Source organism: Syntrophomonas curvata (genome assembly GCF_052976825.1).
Genome location: NZ_CM129641.1, coordinates 767209 through 787167 on the forward strand (window position 1 = coordinate 767209; position 19959 = coordinate 787167).

Below are 19959 nucleotides of genomic sequence, written 5' to 3' on the forward strand. Positions count from 1 at the left end.
ACTCAATAATGATAATCCTTTCTTTCAGAAGCCTTACGCTAGGCCTCTAAAAATTAAAGCTATAACTTGGGCGTAGGCCTTATCCATGGAAAACGAGGAGGTTTTGGAAAATGCAGTTGATGAATGGGGGATTAAAGCCTCACAGCAGTAAACTTATGGCCTGTCTGGTGGCCTTGATCATGCTTTTCAGCGGCATGGGGCTGGGCAGCCCCGGTTCGGCCTGGGCCAAGACGGATGAGAGCCAGCCGGCCCAATCTTTGATTGTCAACATTCTCAATCCCGACGGCACCACTACCCTGGTGCATGATTATTCGTACGAAGAATTGGAGGTTTTGGAAGAGACTGAATACTACGCCACTATTGATGCCATGCCCACAGGCGTGGGCACCAAGGCCAAGGGGGTCAAAATCGGCGGCCTTATAACAGACGCCCAAAAGTATAATCCCGATATCAAATGGGAATCAGGCCGGAAATTAGTGTTTTATGTCACGGATGCTCCGGGTTATCCTTATCAGGGAACTAATTACTATACTTATGATTTTTTATACGGGCAAGAGCGTTATTATTTTCCGAATCTGGTTGAGACCTATGACCCGGAATACGGCAGGGAAGCTATTGATCTTACCGGAGCCGTGCCGGTAGAGCCCATGCTGGCTTCATCGTCCTATCAGGAAAGAGGGGCGACGGATGCCATCCTTAAGAATGAAGCCAGTCCCGTGGCAATGGAAGGCAGGGAGTCTTTCCGATTCTGCATGGGCATTACCGAAGCGGAAGCCAGAGATGAAAATTTCTCCAGCACCAATAAATTTGGCCGCTGGATATACCGCGTAGATGTCGGTCCGGTGAACGGTCCCAAACTAAAGGCTGATACAACCGGCAATGAAGTGGGCCAGCCGATCGAGATCACCTTTACGGATAACTCCGCCTGGCGGGCGGCCATCAGCAGCGTCAAGGTAAACGACAGTGTGCTGACCGGGGAGCAATACGCAGTAGCTGCTGGGAAAATCACCATCAACCCCGGTGTATTTGCCGGAGCCGGCGAATACACGGTGACTGTGGAGGCTTCGGGTTTTATGGACTCCACTGTTAAGCAGACCATACTTAAGCAGCAGGTTGCTGAACCTCAGGCTCAATATAAGCTGACCCCGCTGGACGATGAAGTTTATGTCCCGGGGGAGACTCCCGATGGGATTAAAACCATGACGGTAAATGCCGGTTTATCGGGAATTAAATACTTTACTGTAAACGTCGACCCGGTTCTGCCTCACGAAGGCCTGGAAACCGTGGTGTTTTCCCACTGGAGGGACGATGTTCAGCTCACCCTAAATGCAATCCGGGCGGATTTTGACGTTGTCCGGGAAGCGCAGGCCGGCTTCAACGTACAGCCGGGTGACATTATCAAGGCCTATGTTGTCGACCAGTTAAGCAATGATGCTGACCGCAATCCGGTTCCCTTTCATTAAATGGAACAAGAATGCTGGGGAGGAAAACTTAATTGCTTATTAATTCGTGTTGCGGGGAAGGTGATAAGAAATTGGGCTGGACCCGGAAGATGCTGGATAGATTTAGCCTGTTTGACCTGATTATCATTGCTATGATGGCGGCTCTGGGGATTGCCGTCAAACCGGTGGTGGTTCCTCTGGCTCATATTATTACCGGTCCCCTTTTTATTCCCAGCGGGGCCGTGGCCGGCGGGTTTTATATGATGTGGATGGTTTTGGGATTTGGGCTCACCGGTAAGCGGGGTACAGCCGTTTTAATTGCCCTGGTGCAGGCTTTGGTGGTAACCGGCACGGGTATGGTCGGTTCTCATGGCGCCATGAGCCTTATTACCTATACCGTACCTGGAATTATGGCCGATCTAGGGCTGTTGCTTATCGGCCACCGGGTCTGCTGCAACCCCTGCTCGTTTCTGGCGGGGATGCTGGCCAATATGGGGGGGACCATTATGGTAAATTTCGTATATTTCCGCCTTCCCCTGATACCTTTGGTTTTAGCTTTGAGTGCAGCGGCTTTGTCCGGAGGTCTGGGCGGGATTCTTGCTTTCCAGATCCGGCAGCAGCTGCTGAAGTATCAAACCGGATCGTTTCCGAATCCTTCGGTTTAACGGAGGGTGAGGAATGGCGGAAAAGAAAACTGACATAAGGAAAGGAACAAGTTGCATACCTGGCGGCAGTTGTATAGAAGAAAGCGGAGCCGCTTTTTTAAAATTGTGTCAAATCGGTTTTTCCTATCCGGGTAAAAGGTCGCCCGTTTTAAGTGGGATTAACCTGACTTTTACCGGGGAAGGGATAACCGCAATTGTTGGTCCCAATGGTTGTGGTAAGACTACCCTGACCAAACTGATGGTTGGAATTCTAAACCCGACCAGCGGGACAATAACCCTGGAAGGGCGCTCCCTGCAGGAATATACCCTGGCTGAAATCGGCCGCCGTATCGGGTATGTTTTCCAGAATCCTAACCACCAGCTCTTTTGCTCCAATGTGGCGGAGGAAGTTGGGTTTGGTTTGACCCATCTGGGGGAGGAGGCGGAAATAGTCAGGGAACGGGTGGATTTTTATCTGGACTATTTCGAACTGTTACCGTACCGTTATCAATTCCCCCTGCACCTGAGTTACGGGGAAAAACGGCGCCTGGCCATTGCGGCGGTATTGGCCAGTGAACCTGGATTTCTTATCCTGGATGAACCTACGGTAGGTTTGGATGCTTACCGGAAAAAGCTATTGGTGAACCAACTGTACAAGGTTGCAGGATTAGGAAGAGGAATGGTTATAGTCAGCCATGACAGCGGGTTCGTAAAACAAGTGGCCGAACGGATTATTACCCTGGAAAACGGCCGGGTAAAGCGGGATAGCGGTTCAAGGGGGGGAGGGGGGCCGTGAATCTGGATCCCCGGACTAAACTGATCATAGTGCTATGTATTACCACCCTGGCTATTGTATACAATAGCCCCGGGACACTTTTTTTATTGTTGGCAGCCACTACCGGCTTATTAATCCTTTTTGGTATTAATCTTAAGCAGGTTATAGTGTACCTGAAACCGTATTTTTTACTCCTGTTAGTTCTTTTTTTGGCCCAGTGCATTTTCACTCCCGGGGGGGAGGTACTGCTGACAGTAGGTTCGGTACGCCTGTTGGAAAGCAGGGGATTGGTGCTGGGAGCAAGCGTGATTTTACGTTTACTGGTGGTTATTGCTGCTGCCGTACTATTGACTACCAGTAATTCCCGGGATTTTATTACCGGTTTAGTACAGTGGAAAGTTCCTTATGAGATAGCCTTTATGGTGTCCGTAGCTATCCGCTTTCTCCCTGTATTCAGGGATGAATTCGTTGATGTAGTGACAGCGGTGCAATTGCGCGGGGTTGAACTGAAACAGGTACCTTGGGGTAAAAAAATATACCTGTTTCGTCACCTCTTTTTCCCGGTGGTTTATGGAACCGTACTAAAGGCCCAGCAACTGTCGGTTGCAATGGAGGCGCGCGGCTTTAGGGCTTATCCCCGGCGGACTTATCTTCGACAGTTATATCTGACCCGGTTGGATTATTGCTTGATGTTGGCTTGTCCCGGCTTTACCCTATTGATGATTGGATTATATGTAACTAATTATTAAATTAATTTCAAGAGGTGAGATTGATGGCAAGGAAACGAATTGCTGCGGTCGTTGCAGCTTTGCTTATATTTTCAACCCTCCCGGGGATGGCCCTGGCTGCGGAGGTCAGTTTGGATTTAAGTAGAAATGCTGCTGCGGTAGGAGACAGCGTAGCTGCCTCTGGCAATGCCGGTCCCGATGAACCGGTATGCATAAAGGCGGTGGACAGCTTCGGGAGCATAGTGGTTTTCGATATAGCTGTATCAGCCAGCGACGGGCGTTACAGCTACAGCTTTAAAGTCCCCCGGGTCTCTCCCGGAACCCTGACGGTGACAGCCGGGTGTGGTAAAAATGTTGAAACCAAAGCGCTGCAAGTATCAGGCGAAGGGAGCGGGGCCCTCAACAGTATAGCTATTACCAAACCAGCGGCCAAGATAATTTATACTGTGGGTGAGACACTGGATATCAGCGGTTTGGTAGTAACCGGGTCTTACAGCGATGGCAGTTCCAAGATAGAGGATATTGCCGTTGCCAATATATCCGGATTTGATAGTTCCAAGCCGGTGGCCCGGCAGACCTTGACCGTTAGTCTTGGCGATAAAACAGCTAATTATGCAGTAGCTATTTCAGAGCCGGTGACAGCTGTCAGCGATAAAAATATAATTATTACGAATACTCCGTTGACCATAACTGTCCCTGAAAATAGTGAAAACACCGGAATTCAGGTGCCGCAAAATTCACCTCTCCCGCCGATAAAGGCGAAATCCGATCAGGTAGAGATGACTATTGCTCACGGTACCGTAATATCTGGTTCCGATACCCTACAACTGCCCGAAGTAAAGCCCAGTTCCAGTGTAAAGGTAGCGGAGGCTCAGAAAGTTGATTTGGTTATCCAGGTAGGTTCCGGTACGAATACCATTACCTTTGATAAACCGGTTCGCCTGCTGCTGAAAGGGCAGGGAAATAAGTCAGCCGGGTTTATTGATAATGACGGCAAATTCAGGCGAATAGGAAGACCTGCTTCTCTGACCGGTCTCGCCGGTGATGGTGATGCCGATGCAGTTGCTATGGTTTTTGAAAGAGAGGGGTTGCAGGAGGGCGCTGTTACTTCTGGCTCAGACCTCATAATATGGACCAAGCACTTTACGGCGTTTTTAGCTTACACACCTGTGAGCTTTAAGCCGCCGGTTATCGCTATTCCCGAGATTATTGAGGAAATTTTAATGCTTGACGAGATTATAAGAAGTCAAACTATCAGTAGCCGGGGTGGCATTATAAAAACAGCGGGGGCTATGCTCATTTTCCCGTCAAATGCAGTCAGTGAAGATATCAAGGTAAGTATCAAGAAGCTGGGGAAAGATAGTATTCCCGCCATTCCTTCGGGATTGCAGCTGCTGGGCCAAGCTTATGAAATTACCGCCGATGATAAGGAAATTGCATTTGCGAAGCCGGTTACCGTTACTCTATATTTCGACCCGAACAAAGTAGATAACGGCAAACATGATGCAGGCATCTACTGCTGGAGCAATAACCAGTGGTTACTGTTGGAGCAAGTGCAAGCAAACATGGAAACTGGAAAAGTAAGCGGCACAGTAAACCACTTCAGCAAATTTGCCCTTCTTCTCAGCGAAAAAAGTGAAACTGCAAGTGACCAAAGGCCGCCAAGCCAGGAGGCATTCCAGCCGGTTAAAGTGGAATGCATAGATATTACCGGCCACTGGGCCGAAAAGTTCATAAGGCAACTGCTGGCAACAGGTGCGGTAAGCGGATATCCGGATGGGACCTTTAAACCGGATAATACCGTTACCAGGGCAGAATTTATTACCATGGCGGTTAAAGCCTTCGAATTAAAGCCTAGAAGCGGCAAAGTATTTACCGACATTTCCCGGCACTGGGCCAAGGATAGCATAAGCACGGCTGCTGCCCATGGAATAGTAAGCGGTTATGATGAAACTGTTTTCGGCCCCGATGACCCCGTTACCCGCGAGCAAATGGCAGTGGTAATCAGCAAAGCGGCACGGCTCAGCGGCGGCGAAGGTAAAACCTATGCCGATAGCAGCCAGATTGCTGATTGGGCTCGGGAGGCAGTGGCTGCCGCCAGCGGCAAAAACATTATCCGGGGTTATCCCGACAATACTTTCGGGCCGCGAGCCGATGCAACCCGGGCTGAGGCCGTAACCGTTATCGTTAAAGCGTTAAACTGACAGAAGAGGGGATAAACATGTTAGCAGCAGCGTTGAGTTATAAAGGCAGAGATGAGGAAAGCGATTTTGGTTCTATATTTGTACGGCAATTTAATGATTTCAAGGTGGTCAAGCTAACTCCTTGCGATGAAGCTGAAAAGGGTCGGTTACAATTGTGTCAACCTGAGGAGTATAAAGAACTGGTGAAACATATCCAAAAGAAGTGGGATCCATCGGAAACCTTCCTGGAAATCAGCGGGCTTAAGGTTAAACTCTTAAGAGCGGTACGGCAGATGTTTTTTTTCGACGAGGAAAGGAAATATGAAAAAGTTCTCCTGGAGGGCGGCGATAGTATAAAGGATTTCCCCTGGGCGCTGCAAATTGTGGTGATTCAGCCGCCGGTACCGGAAGCTGAGCTAAACCCGGAATTAATAAGCAGGGCGGATATTCTGGTCATAAACGATTCACCGGAGGATCAAAGCAGGGATTTTATAGCCGGATTGAAACTGCATCATCCGGATATCCCCGTTTTTAAAGAAAAGATGCGGGAGGACTTTTCTAATGAACTAAAAGACAGCCTGGAGGCTTTATTTGCTGTTTATCTGGAGAAAAGGGAAAGAATCAGAGCGGTGTTGGAAGAAAAACTATCCGAACCGTCAATAAGCTGCGAACAGGCCCGCCGCATGGCTAGAGAATTGAGGGTGAGCTCATTTTTATTTGGTAATGTATGTGACGAATGCGGCTATAGCATAACCCACTGCGGGTTAAGTTGTTTTTAAAGGAATTGCCGATAAAGGTTCAGGGGAACAGGGTACGGGTTCGGTAAAAAAGGCTATAATATAGGATATTACTAGCGGGCAAAGGAACTCGATGCAGATGAATCTTCTGGCTATGGATAATGTAAGCAAAAGCTTCGGGGAAAAACGGCTTTTGAATAGTGTAGGCTTCGGGGTTGCTGAAGGCGAAAAGGTTGGTATAGTAGGTCTTAATGGTTCCGGCAAGTCCACCCTTTTAAAACTTGCAGCCGGACTGGAAGAACCGGATGAAGGGGATATTGTCAGGAACAGAGATTTGCGCCTGCAGTATCTTGCCCAAAATCCGGTACCGGACCCCGGGTCTACGGTTTTGGAAACGGTATTAAACGGTGACTCCCCGGCCATGAATATCTGGCGTCGCTATCGGACGGCAGTGGCAGGTATGGGTAACAAACTGGGGAATGATGAAGCCGGGCAGCAGGAACTGGCGTTGCTGAGTCAGCAGATGGAGGCTCTCGATGCCTGGACCCTGGAGAGTGAAGCTCAGGCCATGCTTACCCGATTGGGTATCAGTCAGTTTGATGCGCCCATGAGCCGGCTTTCCGGAGGACAACGCAAAAGGGTGGCCCTGGCTGCTGCCCTGCTGAACCCGGCCGACCTGCTTATCCTCGATGAACCCAGCAACCATCTGGACAACCGGGCTATCGACTGGCTGGAGAAATACCTGCAGAGATTCAACGGGGCACTGTTGATGGTTACCCATGACCGTTATTTTCTGGAACGGGTAACCAATCGCATGGTTGAGATCAATGGAGCGCACCTCTACAGCTATCCCGGAAATTACAGTATCTACCTGGAGACCAAACTGGCCCGGGAGGAGCAGGCAACTGCCGCCGCCAGCAAAAAGAAGGCTTTGTTGCGCCAGGAACTGGCCTGGGTTCGCCGGGGGGCTCGCGCCCGCAGTACCAAGCAAAAGGCCCGGATACAGCGTTTCGAAAAGCTGAAAGCGGAACAAGCTCCGGTAAAGGGGGAAAGTTTGCAGATTGCCTCCGCCGCCAGCCGCCTGGGCAAGAAGACCGTTATCCTGCAGGGTATCGCGCACAGTTTTGGAGCGGAAAAAATTATCGCCGGCTATTCCACTATTCTGGCTCGGGACGAGCGTTTGGGAATAGTGGGGCCTAACGGGATTGGAAAATCAACCCTGCTGCGAATTATGGGCGGTGAGCTGACCCCGGCAGATGGTAAGGTCGAGATAGGCACTACCGTGAAGATTGGCTGCTTCCCCCAGGAAAGCACCGACCTGCCGGATGAAATGAGGGTCATCGATTATATCCGGGAGGCTGGCGAATACCTGCAAAGCGGCAAAAAGATGATCAGTGCGGCCCAGATGCTGGAGACTTTTTTGTTTCCGCCCTCGTCCCACTGGACGGTTCTGGGGAAACTGTCCGGCGGGGAGAAGAGAAGACTGCACCTTTTGCGCATTCTAATGACTGCCCCCAATGTTCTATTGCTTGATGAACCGGGTAATGATCTGGATATTGAGACCCTGACTATCCTGGAAGACTACCTGGATGATTTCCCTGGCGCTGTTGTGGCCGTGTCCCACGACCGCTATTTTTTGGACCGGATATGTGACCGGATCCTGGCTTTCGAAGGGCAGGGCCGGCTTACGGAATACCCGGGCAACTATTCCGATTATCTACTCCAGGCTGCAGCCAAACAGGAGAGCAAACCGACCCCAAACCGCGAACCGGGTCAAGGCAGGAAGAAAACTGATGGTCAGGAAAAGATCCGTACTGTCAAGTTTTCCTTCAAAGAACAAAAAGAATTCGAAGAAATTGAAGATAGGATTACCGCTGTGGAAGAGGAGTTAAAGAATCTCAATGACCAAATCAACCAAGCCGGCAGTGATTATCAGCTATTGGAGAAGCTGGCGTCCAGGCGCCAGGAAGCGGAGCGGCGCCAGGATTACTTGCTGGAACGCTGGACCTATTTGACTGAACTGGCCGAAGAGATAGAAAAACACAGGAAGAAATAAAACAGCGCCTCTGGGTCAGCTATTTGACCGTACGCCTGTATTCAGACTTCTGTTATCCTGCTTCCGGATTTTTTAATCGTGAGTTTATAATCTGCTTCAGTATCTTTCCGCAAAGCCTCCCCGCCAATTGACTCATTTAAAACGACAGAATTCAAGAAATATCAGCTGGTTCTGTGTCACTGGCAGAGGCCGGCTGTCCTGCCTGATAATACCTTTGACCGGGTTTCATTGTTAACGATAGAATTTCATGTATGGACAAGCATTTTAAAGGAAGGAGTGGAATCAAGCGGCATATATAAAGAAGCGATGCGGTAATGATTATATCTGTGGGGGATAATTTATGCGAATTAGATATAGCTTGAGTATTGTAATTGGCGTACTGATATTGTTGATAGCGGCTTTTACGATAAAGTCGGTTTACTTGACCGCCAGGCCCGCGGTAGATACGGCAGAGGCACATATGCAGGGGGGCAAGGCTGCGTTGAAGGGTATTATACATAACACCGGAGGGAAAAGTATAATCCATTATGGCTTCAGATGGGGGACAGACCAGGGCCTGGATAAGGAAGAAACCCTGCCCGGGGACATTAATGCCAATCAACCCTTTTCCACCACCATCGAGGGGTTGAAGGAAGGGGTTACCTACTATTACCGGGCTTATGCGACCAATGCCAAAGGTATTGCCTATGGTGATATTAAAAGCTTTACGCTGCCGGTTAAGTATAATGCCCCGCCTGTAGTTTCCATAACCAGTCCGGGCCATAACCTGACCATTATCCGGGGTGAGGTAGTAAAGATAGCCGCGTCGGCTGCAGATGATAGAAACATAGAAGCGATGGAATTGTACATCAATGATACATCAAAGACTAAAGCCAAAGCCGGGAAAGACTCGCTGGTTTATAACTGGGATACCGGTACCGCAGTTCCAGGAAAGTACGTCCTGAAGGTAACCGCCGAAGACGGGGAGAAATCGGATGAAAAGACCGTTACCTTAACAGTTGAAGATGATTTGAAAATGGTCAGCCAGGTTGCGGTTAGCGCTCCCGCTACCAGCAAGAAAGCTTCTGTTCCAGGCACAACGGTATCGACACCATCCCGGGGATCTAATTCTGTCGATAAAAGCAGGTATCCCAGGGTGAGCAAGGTCAATGGGGCTTTCGGACAGTTCCACTACCGGGATGCCAGCGGCGGCAGAATCGAGATTGACCCTCAGTGGATGGCGGAAAATATAGTAACCATAAAACTACCGGGCCTAAACCGATACGTACAGGTACATAAAGATGCCAAAGATAATTTTATCCAGGCTTTTAAATACATAGAAAGCGGCACTGCCACTATAAACGGAAAAAAGGTGCCGCTACTAAGCTTGATCAAGACTATGGACGGAACCTTTGTACCCCGGCATGTAAACTGGAATCCGGCCCGGGGGCTGAGCAATCACTCCTGGGGAACCGCTATAGACATTAATGCCGCTAATCATTTCAGATATGTTGACCCGGCCCGGGAACCATATGATCCTAATTACATCCTCTGGGAGAAAGCCTTCAAACCGGCTGGTTTTAGCTGGGGCAATTCCTATGCCGATGCCATGCATTATGAACTGTTTAAATAGAGTTGACCATGCTATCATAAGGTGAGAGGCATGGCTGGAGGTAGGTAATTAATGCAGGAGATTCGAACTGTCTGGGTAATGGGCCTGGGTGGTGTAGGCGGATTCTTTGGCGGGCAGATAGCCTATTATCTGCATCAACATGATGACAGCAGGCGGGTCTACTTTATTGCCCGGGGACAGCATCTGAGAGAAATCCGGGAGCACGGCCTGATTTTACGGTCCAATAACGAAAATCTGATTTGCCATCCGGCTGGTGCGGCAGAAGATCCGGGAGATTTCCCGGTACCGGATTTATGCCTGTTAGCAGTGAAGAGCTATGATCTGCAAAGATCAGTTCAACAGATAAACCCCTACATACACGATAATGCGGTAGTCCTGCCCCTGCTTAACGGTCTGGATATATATGACCGGGTTTGCCGTACGCTGGATTATGGCATCGTTTTGCCTGCCTGCATATACATAGCCAGTCACATTGAACAGCCTGGCCGAGTGGTGCACAATGGGCCGCCTGGCAGGATTCTGTTCGGCAATGATCCCCGCTTCCCCGAGTTTGATCCTGAAGTCTTACTGGCATTTTGCCGGGAAATAAATCTGGATGTCAGCCGGGTGGACGATCCCTGCCCTGCCATCTGGGAAAAGTATCTGATGGTGGCTCCCTTTGCTCTGGTTACCGCAGCCAGAGGCAAGAGTTTCGGGGAAGTGCTGGAGGATGCAGAGGACAATGGCTGCACAGCGGCAATCATGCAGGAAATTATTCGTATCGGGCAAAAACAAGGGATTGAACTGGACATGGGCTTCGTCGCCAAGACTCTCGCTGCAGCTGGCCGTTTCCCCTATAATGCCCGGAGCTCATTCCAGCGAGATCTGGAACAGGGCAGAGGCAAAGCAGAGGGGGATGTCTTCGGAGCCACGATTAGCCGTATGGGCAGGGAAGCGGGTGTGGCTACTCCTATGACCGATAAAATGATGAGGTTAATCCGGGAGCGTTTTAAATATTCGTGGTAAAGTACTGGTGGTGAACGGTTTGCCTTCGCAAACGTGGAGAATATACTTCCCGGCATATAACCACCGAGCTTGGGGCGGTTCATCTGTATTGCCAACGTAAGCCAAAGAGGAAAGGTCTGATTGCTGCAGCCCATCACGATTTCCGCGATGAACTGAGCAATTAAGCCCGGAGGTATATAATAATAATTGACGGATATTAAGATTATGCAGCTCATAGAAAGTTACATATAGGGAAACAGGGGACCGAAACTAAAAATGGCCCGACCCCCTGTTACGGTAAAAAGTTTAGGGTTAAGCAGGTTTACTGCTGCTTAAGCAAAATACCTCTTTAACAATCCTGCGAATGCTGCTCCGTGCCGGGCTTCGTCCTTGCACATCTCGTGGACGGTGTCGTGAATGGCATCATAATTCAACTGCTTGGCCCGGGCAGCCAGGTCTTTTTTACCCTGGCAGGCGCCATATTCGGCCTCTACCCTGGCTTTAAGGTTGGCCTTGGTATCGGCCTGCACCACTTCTCCCAGCAGTTCAGCGAATTTGGCGGCGTGATCAGCTTCCTCCAAGGCGATTCTGCGATAGGCTTCGGCTATTTCGGGATAGCCTTCGCGGTCAGCCTGGCGACTCATAGCCAGATACATTCCCACCTCGGTGCATTCACCCACGAAATTGGCTCTCAAGCCTGTCAGTACCTCGGTATCCACATCTCTGGCAATCCCTATGCGGTGCTCATCGGCCCAGTTCAGTTCCATATTATTCGAAGCGAGATTAAACTTTTCCGCTGGAGATTTACACTGGGGGCACACTTCCGGGGGGGTATCCCCTTCGTGCACGTAACCGCATATACTGCATACCCATTTCTTCATAAATGATTCCTCCTAAAATTCAGATTTCTCTTTATTATGGCCACCCCGCATCTTTAAGCATTGGGGACAGACACCTTTGAAATATATGTGACTCTCTTCGACCTCGAATTTATCCAAGTCGGCAAAATCGATAGAGGAAAGTTGCAGGCCGATATCATAAACTTCGCCGCATTTATTGCACTGCAGATGCCCATGCAGGCTGGTATCGGCGTCATATCGGCTCTCGTTTTCATCAATGGTAATCAAGCTTACTATCCCCCTCTCCACAAAAAGATTGAGGGTGTTATACAGGGTGGTCTTGGACAGGGTAGGTATCTCTGCTACCAAGTCATGAAACATCAGGTCAACAGTCGGATGGTTGCGCCGCTCCGTCAAATACTGGAAGACCCTGATCCGATGGTGCGAGGGTTTGATATTATGCATCTTTAAAAAATTACTGGCTGTGCCGGTATCCATATAGTGCCGCCGCCTTTAAAGAGATTGTAATTAAAACAAATGTGTAACGATTACAATTAAATTATAATATAATGTTGCCCCATGTCAATAGTAATTGGGAAAAAGCTGCTACATATCGAAGCCAATAAAAGAGTGGGGTGAGGTAAAACTATCAGAAAATTCTGATGTTAGAGTTAATAATAATATTGGCAGCCAATCACTGCCGGAGACGGGTCGGAGTGATTTCCCGGCCGATATGGCAGAATATGCTGCGGCAAGCAAGGCGGGGTAGGCTCTGAAGCAAAAACGGGCCCAGGGACGGGCTTTTGCTTCGGAGCCTTCCCCGAGACTGGTAAAGCAGAAAAACCGCCCCTTGGCTTTGGTTATAGCGTAATCGGTTACGAATGATTCAATACCATAAAAGCTGAGAACTAGCCTTCCAGTACCACCTGATCGCCGACCTTAACCCGGCCTGATTCCAATACCCGGGCGAAAATTCCTTCCGCCGGCATGACACAGGAGCCAACCTGTTTTTTGATGGCGCAGGCATGATTATGGCATTCCTTTCCGATTTGGGTTACCTCCAGCAGACTCTCACCCAGCCGCAGCCGGGTGCCCACCGGCAGGGTAACGACATCCATCCCGCCGATGGATATATTTTCAGCGAAATCGCCATAATTGACATCCGCTCCCAGAGCCCGCATTTTTTCAAAACTGGATAAGGAAAGCAGGCTCACCTGGCGGTGCCAGCCGCCGCCGTGGGCATCTGTGTCAATTCCGAATCCCGCTTGCAAATAGGCTTCGCCGATGTTATGCTTTTTTAATCCCCGCTTATCCGAAATATTTACCGCCAGTACTTCACCGCTCGTCATAAATTCCTACCTCCAACTCTGTTTCTAGTGAAAATAATACCTGATTTTCAAACCTGAAGCAAAAAGCGCCGACACCTGGTTTTTAATAGGTGGCAGGCAATAGTGTTAAGCCTTGTTTTCCCACTCGCCCAGCCGGTTTTTAAACAAGGCGATTCTTATGGCAAAATAGCTGATGGTTTCAGGCAGATCATCCTTGATGGGGCGCAGCTTTTCAGTTCCTATGGCCCGGGCTGCAGCTAATATACGGGCTTCTTCCCGGGGGCTTAAAAATTGATCCCAGTTTACCGTATAGCCCTCCCCGGCAGCTCGTAGCAGGTGAGCTTCAATGGTGGATAAGCTTAAATTACGTTCAGCAGCTATTGTCGGCAGGGCCTTACCGGCCTGGTGTTCCTGCCAGGAGATGAGGTGAGTCGGAGTTTTCGGCTCTTGGCCCTTCTCCCGGGATGCCCCCGGTTTTTTCCCGCTGGGTGGAGGCGGGCTGTCATGTCCGGCTGTACCCTGGCTTAGTATCGGAGCCTCGGAGGATGCGGACGATATGGTATGGAGCTTTATAATATCCAGGAACTGTTCCCCATATCTTTCGTATTTAACCTGACCCACCCCATTTATGGCAAGCATTGCCTCCCGATCCTGGGGCAGGCAAGCAGCCATATCCCGCAGGGTAGTGTCCGGGAAAATCACGTAGGGAGGCAGACCCTGTCTTTGAGCAATTTGCCGGCGTAAACTGCGTAAAGCCTCGAACATAGAATTTTCAGGGCTTGCTGCTTCCGGTATTTTCGGCAGGCTTGCTATTACTTTTTGCTGGCCCCGCAAAACCGGGCGGGCCTGGGGGCTAAGCTGAACTACCGGGTACTTCCCGCTGCTGATAACCAGGTAATCCTCTGCCGCGAGCAGATTGATCAAGTCCGTGATCTGAACGGTGCTCAGGTCATTCATGATACCATAGGTGGAGAGCTGGTCAAAACCCAGCTCTCTAATTCGCTTTTGCTGCGATCCTTTTAAGACCGCAGCAATCAATTTACTGCCGTAGGCCTGTTTCATCCTCACAATGCAGGAAAAAATCTTCTGGGCCTCAATCGTGATATCCTGCAGTTCACGCTCCAAACAATTGGCGCATTTATCGCAATGTTCAGGGATGTCTTCTTCTCCAAAATACTTGAGGATAAACTGATGCAGGCAATGGGTCGTGTGGCAATAGTCGATCATACTCTGGAGTTTGGCGTATTCCGCCTCCTGGTGCGGCCAGGATAAATGGCCCTGCTCAATTAAATACTTTTGGATCTGGATATCGGCAGCCTGGTAGAGCAGGACACAATCAGCATCCTGCCCATCCCGTCCTGCTCGCCCGGCTTCCTGATAATAGGCTTCCAGGTGCCGGGGCATATTATGGTGGATGACAAAGCGGACGTTGGATTTATCGATACCCAAGCCAAAGGCATTGGTAGCAACCATTACCTGAATCTGATCATAGATAAAGGCTTCCTGATAGCTGTTTCTTTCGGCATTGCTCAAACCGGCATGGTATTTGCCTGCTGCATAACCCCCGGAGGCAAGCTCATTGAACAGCCCCTCCACTTCTTTGCGGGTAGCGGCATAGACAATTCCGGAGTAATTCGGGTGTTCTTCCAGGTAGCGGCTGATAAAGCGAGTACGATCCGTACCTTTGACTACGGAAAAATAGAGATTGGGCCGTTTAAAGCTGTTTATAGAAACCAGGGGACGGTCAAGTCCTAAAAGTTTTATCATATCCTCCCGCACTCGCTGGGTAGCGGTAGCGGTAAAGGCAGCTATCACCGGACGCTCAGGCAGAGCTGCAATCCAGGGCCCGATACCCAGATAACTGGGGCGGAAATCATGTCCCCACTGGGAAATGCAATGGGCTTCGTCAACAGCCACCAGGGAGAGGGGAAGCTCACTGAGAAGTTCGGTAAAACCCTCCGACTCCAGGCGTTCGGGAGCCACGTAGAGAAGCTTGTAATGCCCCTGGCGAGCCATATGAAGACGCCGGTGAAGCTCGCTCCGGTTGAGGGAACTATTAATATAGGAGGCGGCTATACCCTGGTCGTTAAGAGCATCCACCTGGTCCTTCATCAAGGCAATCAATGGCGAGACAACCAGGGTAAGTCCGGGCAGAACCAGGGCAGGGAGCTGGTAGCACAACGATTTGCCGCCGCCGGTAGGCATCACCCCCAGGGTGTCGCGGTATTGTAAGATACTATGTATTATCTGTTCCTGACCGGTTTTAAAGCTCAGGAAGCCGAAGTGCTGATGCATTATCTGTTTAACCTTTGCTTCCATATCCCCATCTCCTTGTAAACAGACCTGTCTCGAGTGGAAAAGGGCCGTATCATACCTTACAGATGTCTGTAAATATCATACCCGACTCTACCAGGAAGCAAAAGATATGCCAAGCAGGTTGTACCCAAAAGCTACACCTGCCGGCAAGTAAAATTTGGTATCTGTCTTCCGAACACGGGAATAAGCAAAGGGATACTATGCCAAGAACGTCCCTTTGCTTATCTGAATTACTGGGATATACGATTACTTCTGCGCCAGATCCCCATGTGCTGGGCTTCACTTACGAGCTCATCCCGAAAATCCGGGTGGGCGATGCTTATCAAGGCTTCAGCCCGTTGCCAGGTTGATTTGCCCTTAATATTGATTGTACCGTACTCGGTTATAATATAATGAGCGATGGTTCTGGGGACGGTAACTATAGTGCCTGGTGGGAGAGTCGGTCTGATTCGGGAATGTATATTACCCTTTTTGTCCGTAAAAGTGGAGGACATGCAGATAATTCCCTTTCCGCCCTGGGACATAAAAGAACCCAGCATAAAATCTACCTGACCGCCAGTACCGGAGATGTGCCTGGTACCCACTGACTCGGAGTTGATCTGGGAGAAGAGGTCTACTTCAATAGCGTTATTGATAGCTATTACCTTAGGGTTTTTAGCTATATTGTGGGGGAGATTTATATATGATACGGGATAAGACTGACATATCGGATTGCGGTCAATAAAATCGTAGAGCTCCTTTGACCCCATGGCAAAGCCAAATACCATTGCTCCGTTATTAATCGTCTTGTTTTTACCGGTGACCCGCCCTGTCTCGTACATAACCATGTGGGCGTCGGCCAGCATTTCCGTGTGTACCCCCAGATCCTTTAAATCCGACTGGGCTATAAGCTTTCCTACCGCATTAGGCATCTTGCCTATCCCCAGTTGAATGCAGGCCCCATCTTCGATTTCCTCCATTACCAGGGCAGCTATCTTCTCATCCAGGGGTTCGGGTTCAGCCGCTGGAATAGTTAACATAGCAGGATTATCACCTTCAACGATGATGTCGACTTCGCTAATATGAACACGGTGGTCAAATTCACCGTAAACCACCGGCATGTTTTTATTGACTTCGACAATTACTTTGCTGGAGGAATCGATAATCGGCTTGGCCTGAGCCACACTGGGGCCGAAATTGAAGTAACCGTCTTCGTCCATGGGGGCAACATGCAGCATAGCCACGTCGAGTATCTGTCTGCGGCTTAGGTCTATAGGCATCTCATAGTATAAATAAGGGACGTAAAAAAAATTGCCGCTACTGCTGAACTGGCGGTCATAATCGGAAGAGTGCCAGCTATGATAAATAAAATGCTCCCCGGTCGGGTCGGATGATATAGTGTGGAGGGGGTATAAGGCAACGCTGGTATTAATAATAACCCCCTGCAGTTCGTCCCGGCGCTGGGATAAGGCCATATCCAAAGCTGGGGGAACTCCGTTGAAGGAATTATACTGTACCATGTCTCCGGATTTTACCACTTTAACTGCTTCTTCCGGATTTTGCAGTTTAGAAAGATATTCCTGTTGAAATTTCAACAAAATAACCTCCCATTTGACAAAATTATTAATAATGCTACCAGTATATCACAGCTACCACATATTAAAACAGGCATTTAATGCCTAATCTATGCTTTTTTTCTGGAGGAGAAATAATGTATACTATTTATGGAAGGGAGTGGGAAAATTTGCTTTTTAACCTCGGCTTAAAGCAGAAGACGGTCAAAGAATTGCGCAAAAATCAAGGAATGACTGCCCGTGATCTGGCCCAGCGCCTTAATTTGAATACGGCGGCCATAGCTCGCATTGATGATATGAAGCTAAGAGAAGTCCCGGAACCGTTAAGAAGTAAAATAACGCCGATCTTAAGAGGCGATGACCTCGATAAAATCCCATGGCTGTAAATAAAATTATAGGACGAAGAGCGGCTAGACGATGACCAAGGTGATGATATGCCGGTTGCCCGTGGCGGAGCCTGTGAATGCTAGAAAAAGCGGGGCTGTTAAATACTAACAGCCCCGCCTTTGGCTTCTTTTAGAGCACCGATTATTAGTCGTCCAGCACGTAAATTGCAATCCATGTCTTGGCATGGCCGTATTCATCGCCGGCAATACTGAGAATCAAGGTTTTGAGGGTAAAGTTGTCAACCATGTTGGCCATATTGGCATACATAGCAACGGCACCGATTTCATCAGCTATAGCATCCCATACCATATCTTTAAAAGTCTCAGGCACATAAACACCTCCTTTAAAAGAATTTGAAATAGCAATGCCGGGTAACACTATACAATATGATTTAAGGTAAAATATGGTGAACAATACAATAAAAAGGTGAATTAGCAAAAACAACATGACTTACATAGGATATTAATGATTCTTGTGTAGGAGGGATATATATGGAAACAAAGGATAAGTTATTGACGGCCCTAAACCAGGCTTTATTAAAGAAACAAGAAAGCTGCAGCTATTATGAATATCTTGCCGACAGTGCTCCTGAGCAGCGGATGCGCGAGGTGTCGAGAAGAATCCTGGTTAGTGAGAAACAACATCTGGATTTGTTGACTTCCCTATTAAACAAGCTGCAGCAAGATAAGAGCCATTCTGCCGACCTGGATGAAGCCGGGAGGAAAAACGGCAGCTTTAAAAGCTCACTTGCGCTGGAAAACCGTCCCGGCATACCGCAGGAGATTGCGGCGGAGCTATATGCCCGGGCTACAGGCCGAAACGGGTCTAAATAGCAGTGCGCCCCGGCAGTGACAAACAGAGTAGTCGGTTTGCCGCCTGCCCCCATTTCTCCCTTTTATAACCTGCGAGATCACCCCCCCTGCCCGGTCAGGCTATGGTATTTTCCGCCTGGCCGGGAATATATTTTAAAAAAGCCGGTGAATGAAAGGGATGAAAGCTGTGGTAGTAAATCTGCGCCAGCTGAGATTGCTTCTTATTGTGGTACCACTGCTGCTTATCTTTATATTTATGCAAAAGCATACCCTGCCCGAAATGGAAACGGAGCCGTCACTGCCCCAACCCAAGGAGTTTTATGGACAGTTTCTTGCCTGGGAAGAAGCCCGGCAGCATTTCAATAAATACAGCAGTGCGACTGTTATTGACCTCAATACCGGGCTGCAGTTTAACGTGCAAAGGCGGGGAGGCAGCAGCCATGCCGATGTGCAGCCTCTGACGGCTGAGGATACCGCTACGATGAAGGCAATTTATAACGGGAAATGGAGTTGGAAACGGCGGGCGGTTATTCTGGTGCTGGAAAACGGGATGAGAATTGCCGGATCTATGAATGGTATGCCTCATGGTCAAGGTGCCATAGCCGGAAACAGATTCCAGGGGCATTTCTGTATCCACTTCCGGGACAGCAAGACCCACGGCAGTCGCCAAGTGGATCTGGCTCACCAGATGATGGTGTGGAAAGCTGCCAATGTTGTAAAAAGTCAAATCAAGGCCATGGGGCCGGAAGATAGTATAAGGCTGTTCTTTACCGCTATTGACCAGGATGAGCCGAAGCTGGCCGGCCGGTTATTGAACGGAAAGGCAGGGACGACAGCTATTCTGGAGCTGTTTCAGGATTATGATTATGTCAGAACTTACGAAATTAACCGGCTGAGTGAAGAAACCTTTGAAGTAGGCGTACTTCTGGGTTATGACAGCGGCAGGAAGCAATTGCGCAAGTCTATACCGCTTAAACTAATTAAAAGGAATTCCGGCTGGAAGATTGAGATGGACTCGGTCATAGTGCTGCTGCAACAGCCGGGAAGCACCGCAAATAAGGAATAATATATAAAGTATTGGATAAAACTATAAAAACAGCTTAAAGTGACTATTTAGCGGTTTTCGCAGCAAAAAACCGTGAAACCAGATAGCAGACCGCCAGGGCCAGGATGAAGCGCCCGATTTGCAGTGGGATGGCCATGGCTCCCAGGGCTGCCCAAATGAGAGTATCTTCAATAACTGAATGGCAGAGCACTAGAAACAGATTTATTAAGTAAATATCCTGGCTGCTGAGTTTACCTTGACGCGTGCTGTCCAGGATAATGGCTCCCCCATAGCCGATACCCAGCAAAAGTCCGGCCATCAGGGGCAGATTGGCTTCGGATGACATACCTAGCAGCCGGGTAAATGGTGACATCAAGGCAGTCAGTTTATCCAGTATTTTATATTCCTGAAAAAACTCTACCATTATCATCACTGCGGTGACGATAAGAGCCAGTTGGCCGACCAACAAAAAGCCGCCTTTAAGAATTGTGCTGCTAATGGTTATAAAGGACAATATA

The 19959-nt window shown here is 49.1% G+C and carries 19 protein-coding genes; 12 read left to right on the plus strand and 7 right to left on the minus strand.

Going from position 1 to position 19959, the window contains the following annotated elements; all coding sequences use genetic code 11:
* Window positions 1-110: 110 nt before the first annotated feature.
* The 9 genes from ACU70B_RS03240 (at window position 111) to ACU70B_RS03280 (ending at window position 11182) form a co-directional block, all read left to right on the plus strand.
* A complete protein-coding gene (locus ACU70B_RS03240; protein ID WP_447184920.1) occupies window positions 111-1463 on the plus strand; it encodes a DUF1533 domain-containing protein in 1353 nt (450 codons plus the stop codon).
* Between the two features lie 32 nt (window positions 1464-1495).
* Complete coding sequence (locus ACU70B_RS03245; protein ID WP_447184921.1) at window positions 1496-2107, plus strand: ECF transporter S component; 612 nt, start codon at window positions 1496-1498, stop codon at window positions 2105-2107.
* Window positions 2108-2120: 13 nt separating this feature from the next.
* On the plus strand, window positions 2121-2882 hold the full coding sequence (locus ACU70B_RS03250; RefSeq protein ID WP_447184922.1) for an energy-coupling factor ABC transporter ATP-binding protein: 762 nt from the start codon (window positions 2121-2123) through the stop codon (window positions 2880-2882).
* Window positions 2879-3610 carry an energy-coupling factor transporter transmembrane component T family protein gene (locus tag ACU70B_RS03255; RefSeq protein WP_447184923.1) on the plus strand — a complete coding sequence of 244 codons (732 nt, stop codon included), beginning with the start codon at window positions 2879-2881 and terminating at the stop codon, window positions 3608-3610. The genes ACU70B_RS03250 and ACU70B_RS03255 overlap by 4 nt, the downstream gene beginning before the upstream one ends.
* 23 nt (window positions 3611-3633) lie before the next feature.
* On the plus strand, window positions 3634-5793 hold the full coding sequence (locus ACU70B_RS03260; protein WP_447184924.1) for an S-layer homology domain-containing protein: 2160 nt from the start codon (window positions 3634-3636) through the stop codon (window positions 5791-5793).
* A 17-nt stretch (window positions 5794-5810) separates the two neighbouring features.
* Window positions 5811-6551, plus strand: coding sequence for a hypothetical protein (locus ACU70B_RS03265; protein ID WP_447184925.1), 741 nt, complete (start codon window positions 5811-5813; stop codon window positions 6549-6551).
* A 91-nt stretch (window positions 6552-6642) separates the two neighbouring features.
* Window positions 6643-8565, plus strand: coding sequence for an ABC-F family ATP-binding cassette domain-containing protein (locus ACU70B_RS03270; RefSeq protein WP_447184926.1), 1923 nt, complete (start codon window positions 6643-6645; stop codon window positions 8563-8565).
* Between the two features lie 340 nt (window positions 8566-8905).
* On the plus strand, window positions 8906-10177 hold the full coding sequence (locus tag ACU70B_RS03275) for an Ig-like domain-containing protein (protein WP_447184927.1): 1272 nt from the start codon (window positions 8906-8908) through the stop codon (window positions 10175-10177).
* 51 nt (window positions 10178-10228) lie between these two features.
* Window positions 10229-11182: a ketopantoate reductase family protein gene (locus ACU70B_RS03280; RefSeq protein WP_447184928.1), complete on the plus strand. Its 954-nt coding sequence runs from the start codon at window positions 10229-10231 to the stop codon at window positions 11180-11182.
* A gap of 311 nt (window positions 11183-11493) precedes the next feature.
* Here the strand turns inward: ACU70B_RS03280 and ACU70B_RS03285 are convergent, their stop codons facing one another.
* From ACU70B_RS03285 to ACU70B_RS03305, 5 genes are all read right to left on the minus strand, one after another.
* Window positions 11494-12042 carry an NADH peroxidase gene (locus tag ACU70B_RS03285; protein ID WP_447184929.1) on the minus strand — a complete coding sequence of 183 codons (549 nt, stop codon included), beginning with the start codon at window positions 12040-12042 and terminating at the stop codon, window positions 11494-11496.
* 12 nt (window positions 12043-12054) lie between these two features.
* Window positions 12055-12498: a Fur family transcriptional regulator gene (locus tag ACU70B_RS03290; protein WP_447184930.1), complete on the minus strand. Its 444-nt coding sequence runs from the start codon at window positions 12496-12498 to the stop codon at window positions 12055-12057.
* Window positions 12499-12908: 410 nt separating this feature from the next.
* Window positions 12909-13349, minus strand: coding sequence for an MOSC domain-containing protein (locus ACU70B_RS03295; protein WP_447184931.1), 441 nt, complete (start codon window positions 13347-13349; stop codon window positions 12909-12911).
* A 105-nt stretch (window positions 13350-13454) separates the two neighbouring features.
* A complete protein-coding gene (gene recQ, locus ACU70B_RS03300; RefSeq protein WP_447184932.1) occupies window positions 13455-15647 on the minus strand; it encodes a DNA helicase RecQ in 2193 nt (730 codons plus the stop codon).
* Window positions 15648-15874: 227 nt separating this feature from the next.
* Window positions 15875-17218 carry an acetyl-CoA hydrolase/transferase family protein gene (locus tag ACU70B_RS03305; RefSeq protein WP_447184933.1) on the minus strand — a complete coding sequence of 448 codons (1344 nt, stop codon included), beginning with the start codon at window positions 17216-17218 and terminating at the stop codon, window positions 15875-15877.
* Between the two features lie 116 nt (window positions 17219-17334).
* Here ACU70B_RS03305 and ACU70B_RS03310 point away from each other — a divergent pair, with 116 nt between their 5' ends.
* Window positions 17335-17583, plus strand: a complete 249-nt coding sequence (locus tag ACU70B_RS03310; RefSeq protein WP_447184934.1) for a winged helix-turn-helix transcriptional regulator — start codon at window positions 17335-17337, stop codon at window positions 17581-17583.
* A 145-nt stretch (window positions 17584-17728) separates the two neighbouring features.
* On the opposite strand, the gene ACU70B_RS03315 is transcribed toward ACU70B_RS03310, so the two are convergent.
* A complete protein-coding gene (locus ACU70B_RS03315) occupies window positions 17729-17914 on the minus strand; it encodes a hypothetical protein (protein WP_447184935.1) in 186 nt (61 codons plus the stop codon).
* Window positions 17915-18075: 161 nt separating this feature from the next.
* Between ACU70B_RS03315 and ACU70B_RS03320 the strand changes: the two genes are divergently transcribed.
* Complete coding sequence (locus ACU70B_RS03320) at window positions 18076-18417, plus strand: hypothetical protein (RefSeq protein WP_447184936.1); 342 nt, start codon at window positions 18076-18078, stop codon at window positions 18415-18417.
* A 148-nt stretch (window positions 18418-18565) separates the two neighbouring features.
* On the plus strand, window positions 18566-19462 hold the full coding sequence (locus ACU70B_RS03325) for a hypothetical protein (RefSeq protein WP_447184937.1): 897 nt from the start codon (window positions 18566-18568) through the stop codon (window positions 19460-19462).
* A 43-nt stretch (window positions 19463-19505) separates the two neighbouring features.
* On the opposite strand, the gene ACU70B_RS03330 is transcribed toward ACU70B_RS03325, so the two are convergent.
* Window positions 19506-19955: a nucleoside recognition domain-containing protein gene (locus tag ACU70B_RS03330; RefSeq protein ID WP_447184938.1), complete on the minus strand. Its 450-nt coding sequence runs from the start codon at window positions 19953-19955 to the stop codon at window positions 19506-19508.
* Window positions 19956-19959 lie beyond the last annotated feature (4 nt).

Bases quoted from the DNA above. Each gene is read 5' to 3' on its own strand.
- recQ (WP_447184932.1), bottom strand. From the start codon at position 15,647: ATGGAAGCAAAGGTTAAACAGATAATGCATCAGCACTTCGGCTTCCTG.
- ACU70B_RS03270 (WP_447184926.1), top strand. From the start codon at position 6,643: ATGCAGATGAATCTTCTGGCTATGGATAATGTAAGCAAAAGCTTCGGG.
- ACU70B_RS03275 (WP_447184927.1), top strand. From the start codon at position 8,906: ATGCGAATTAGATATAGCTTGAGTATTGTAATTGGCGTACTGATATTG.
- ACU70B_RS03310 (WP_447184934.1), top strand. From the start codon at position 17,335: ATGTATACTATTTATGGAAGGGAGTGGGAAAATTTGCTTTTTAACCTC.
- ACU70B_RS03290 (WP_447184930.1), bottom strand. From the start codon at position 12,498: ATGGATACCGGCACAGCCAGTAATTTTTTAAAGATGCATAATATCAAA.
- ACU70B_RS03325 (WP_447184937.1), top strand. From the start codon at position 18,566: ATGAAAGGGATGAAAGCTGTGGTAGTAAATCTGCGCCAGCTGAGATTG.
- ACU70B_RS03295 (WP_447184931.1), bottom strand. From the start codon at position 13,349: ATGACGAGCGGTGAAGTACTGGCGGTAAATATTTCGGATAAGCGGGGA.
- ACU70B_RS03320 (WP_447184936.1), top strand. From the start codon at position 18,076: ATGGAAACAAAGGATAAGTTATTGACGGCCCTAAACCAGGCTTTATTA.
- ACU70B_RS03280 (WP_447184928.1), top strand. From the start codon at position 10,229: ATGCAGGAGATTCGAACTGTCTGGGTAATGGGCCTGGGTGGTGTAGGC.
- ACU70B_RS03265 (WP_447184925.1), top strand. From the start codon at position 5,811: ATGTTAGCAGCAGCGTTGAGTTATAAAGGCAGAGATGAGGAAAGCGAT.
- ACU70B_RS03285 (WP_447184929.1), bottom strand. From the start codon at position 12,042: ATGAAGAAATGGGTATGCAGTATATGCGGTTACGTGCACGAAGGGGAT.
- ACU70B_RS03250 (WP_447184922.1), top strand. From the start codon at position 2,121: ATGGCGGAAAAGAAAACTGACATAAGGAAAGGAACAAGTTGCATACCT.
- ACU70B_RS03260 (WP_447184924.1), top strand. From the start codon at position 3,634: ATGGCAAGGAAACGAATTGCTGCGGTCGTTGCAGCTTTGCTTATATTT.
- ACU70B_RS03240 (WP_447184920.1), top strand. From the start codon at position 111: ATGCAGTTGATGAATGGGGGATTAAAGCCTCACAGCAGTAAACTTATG.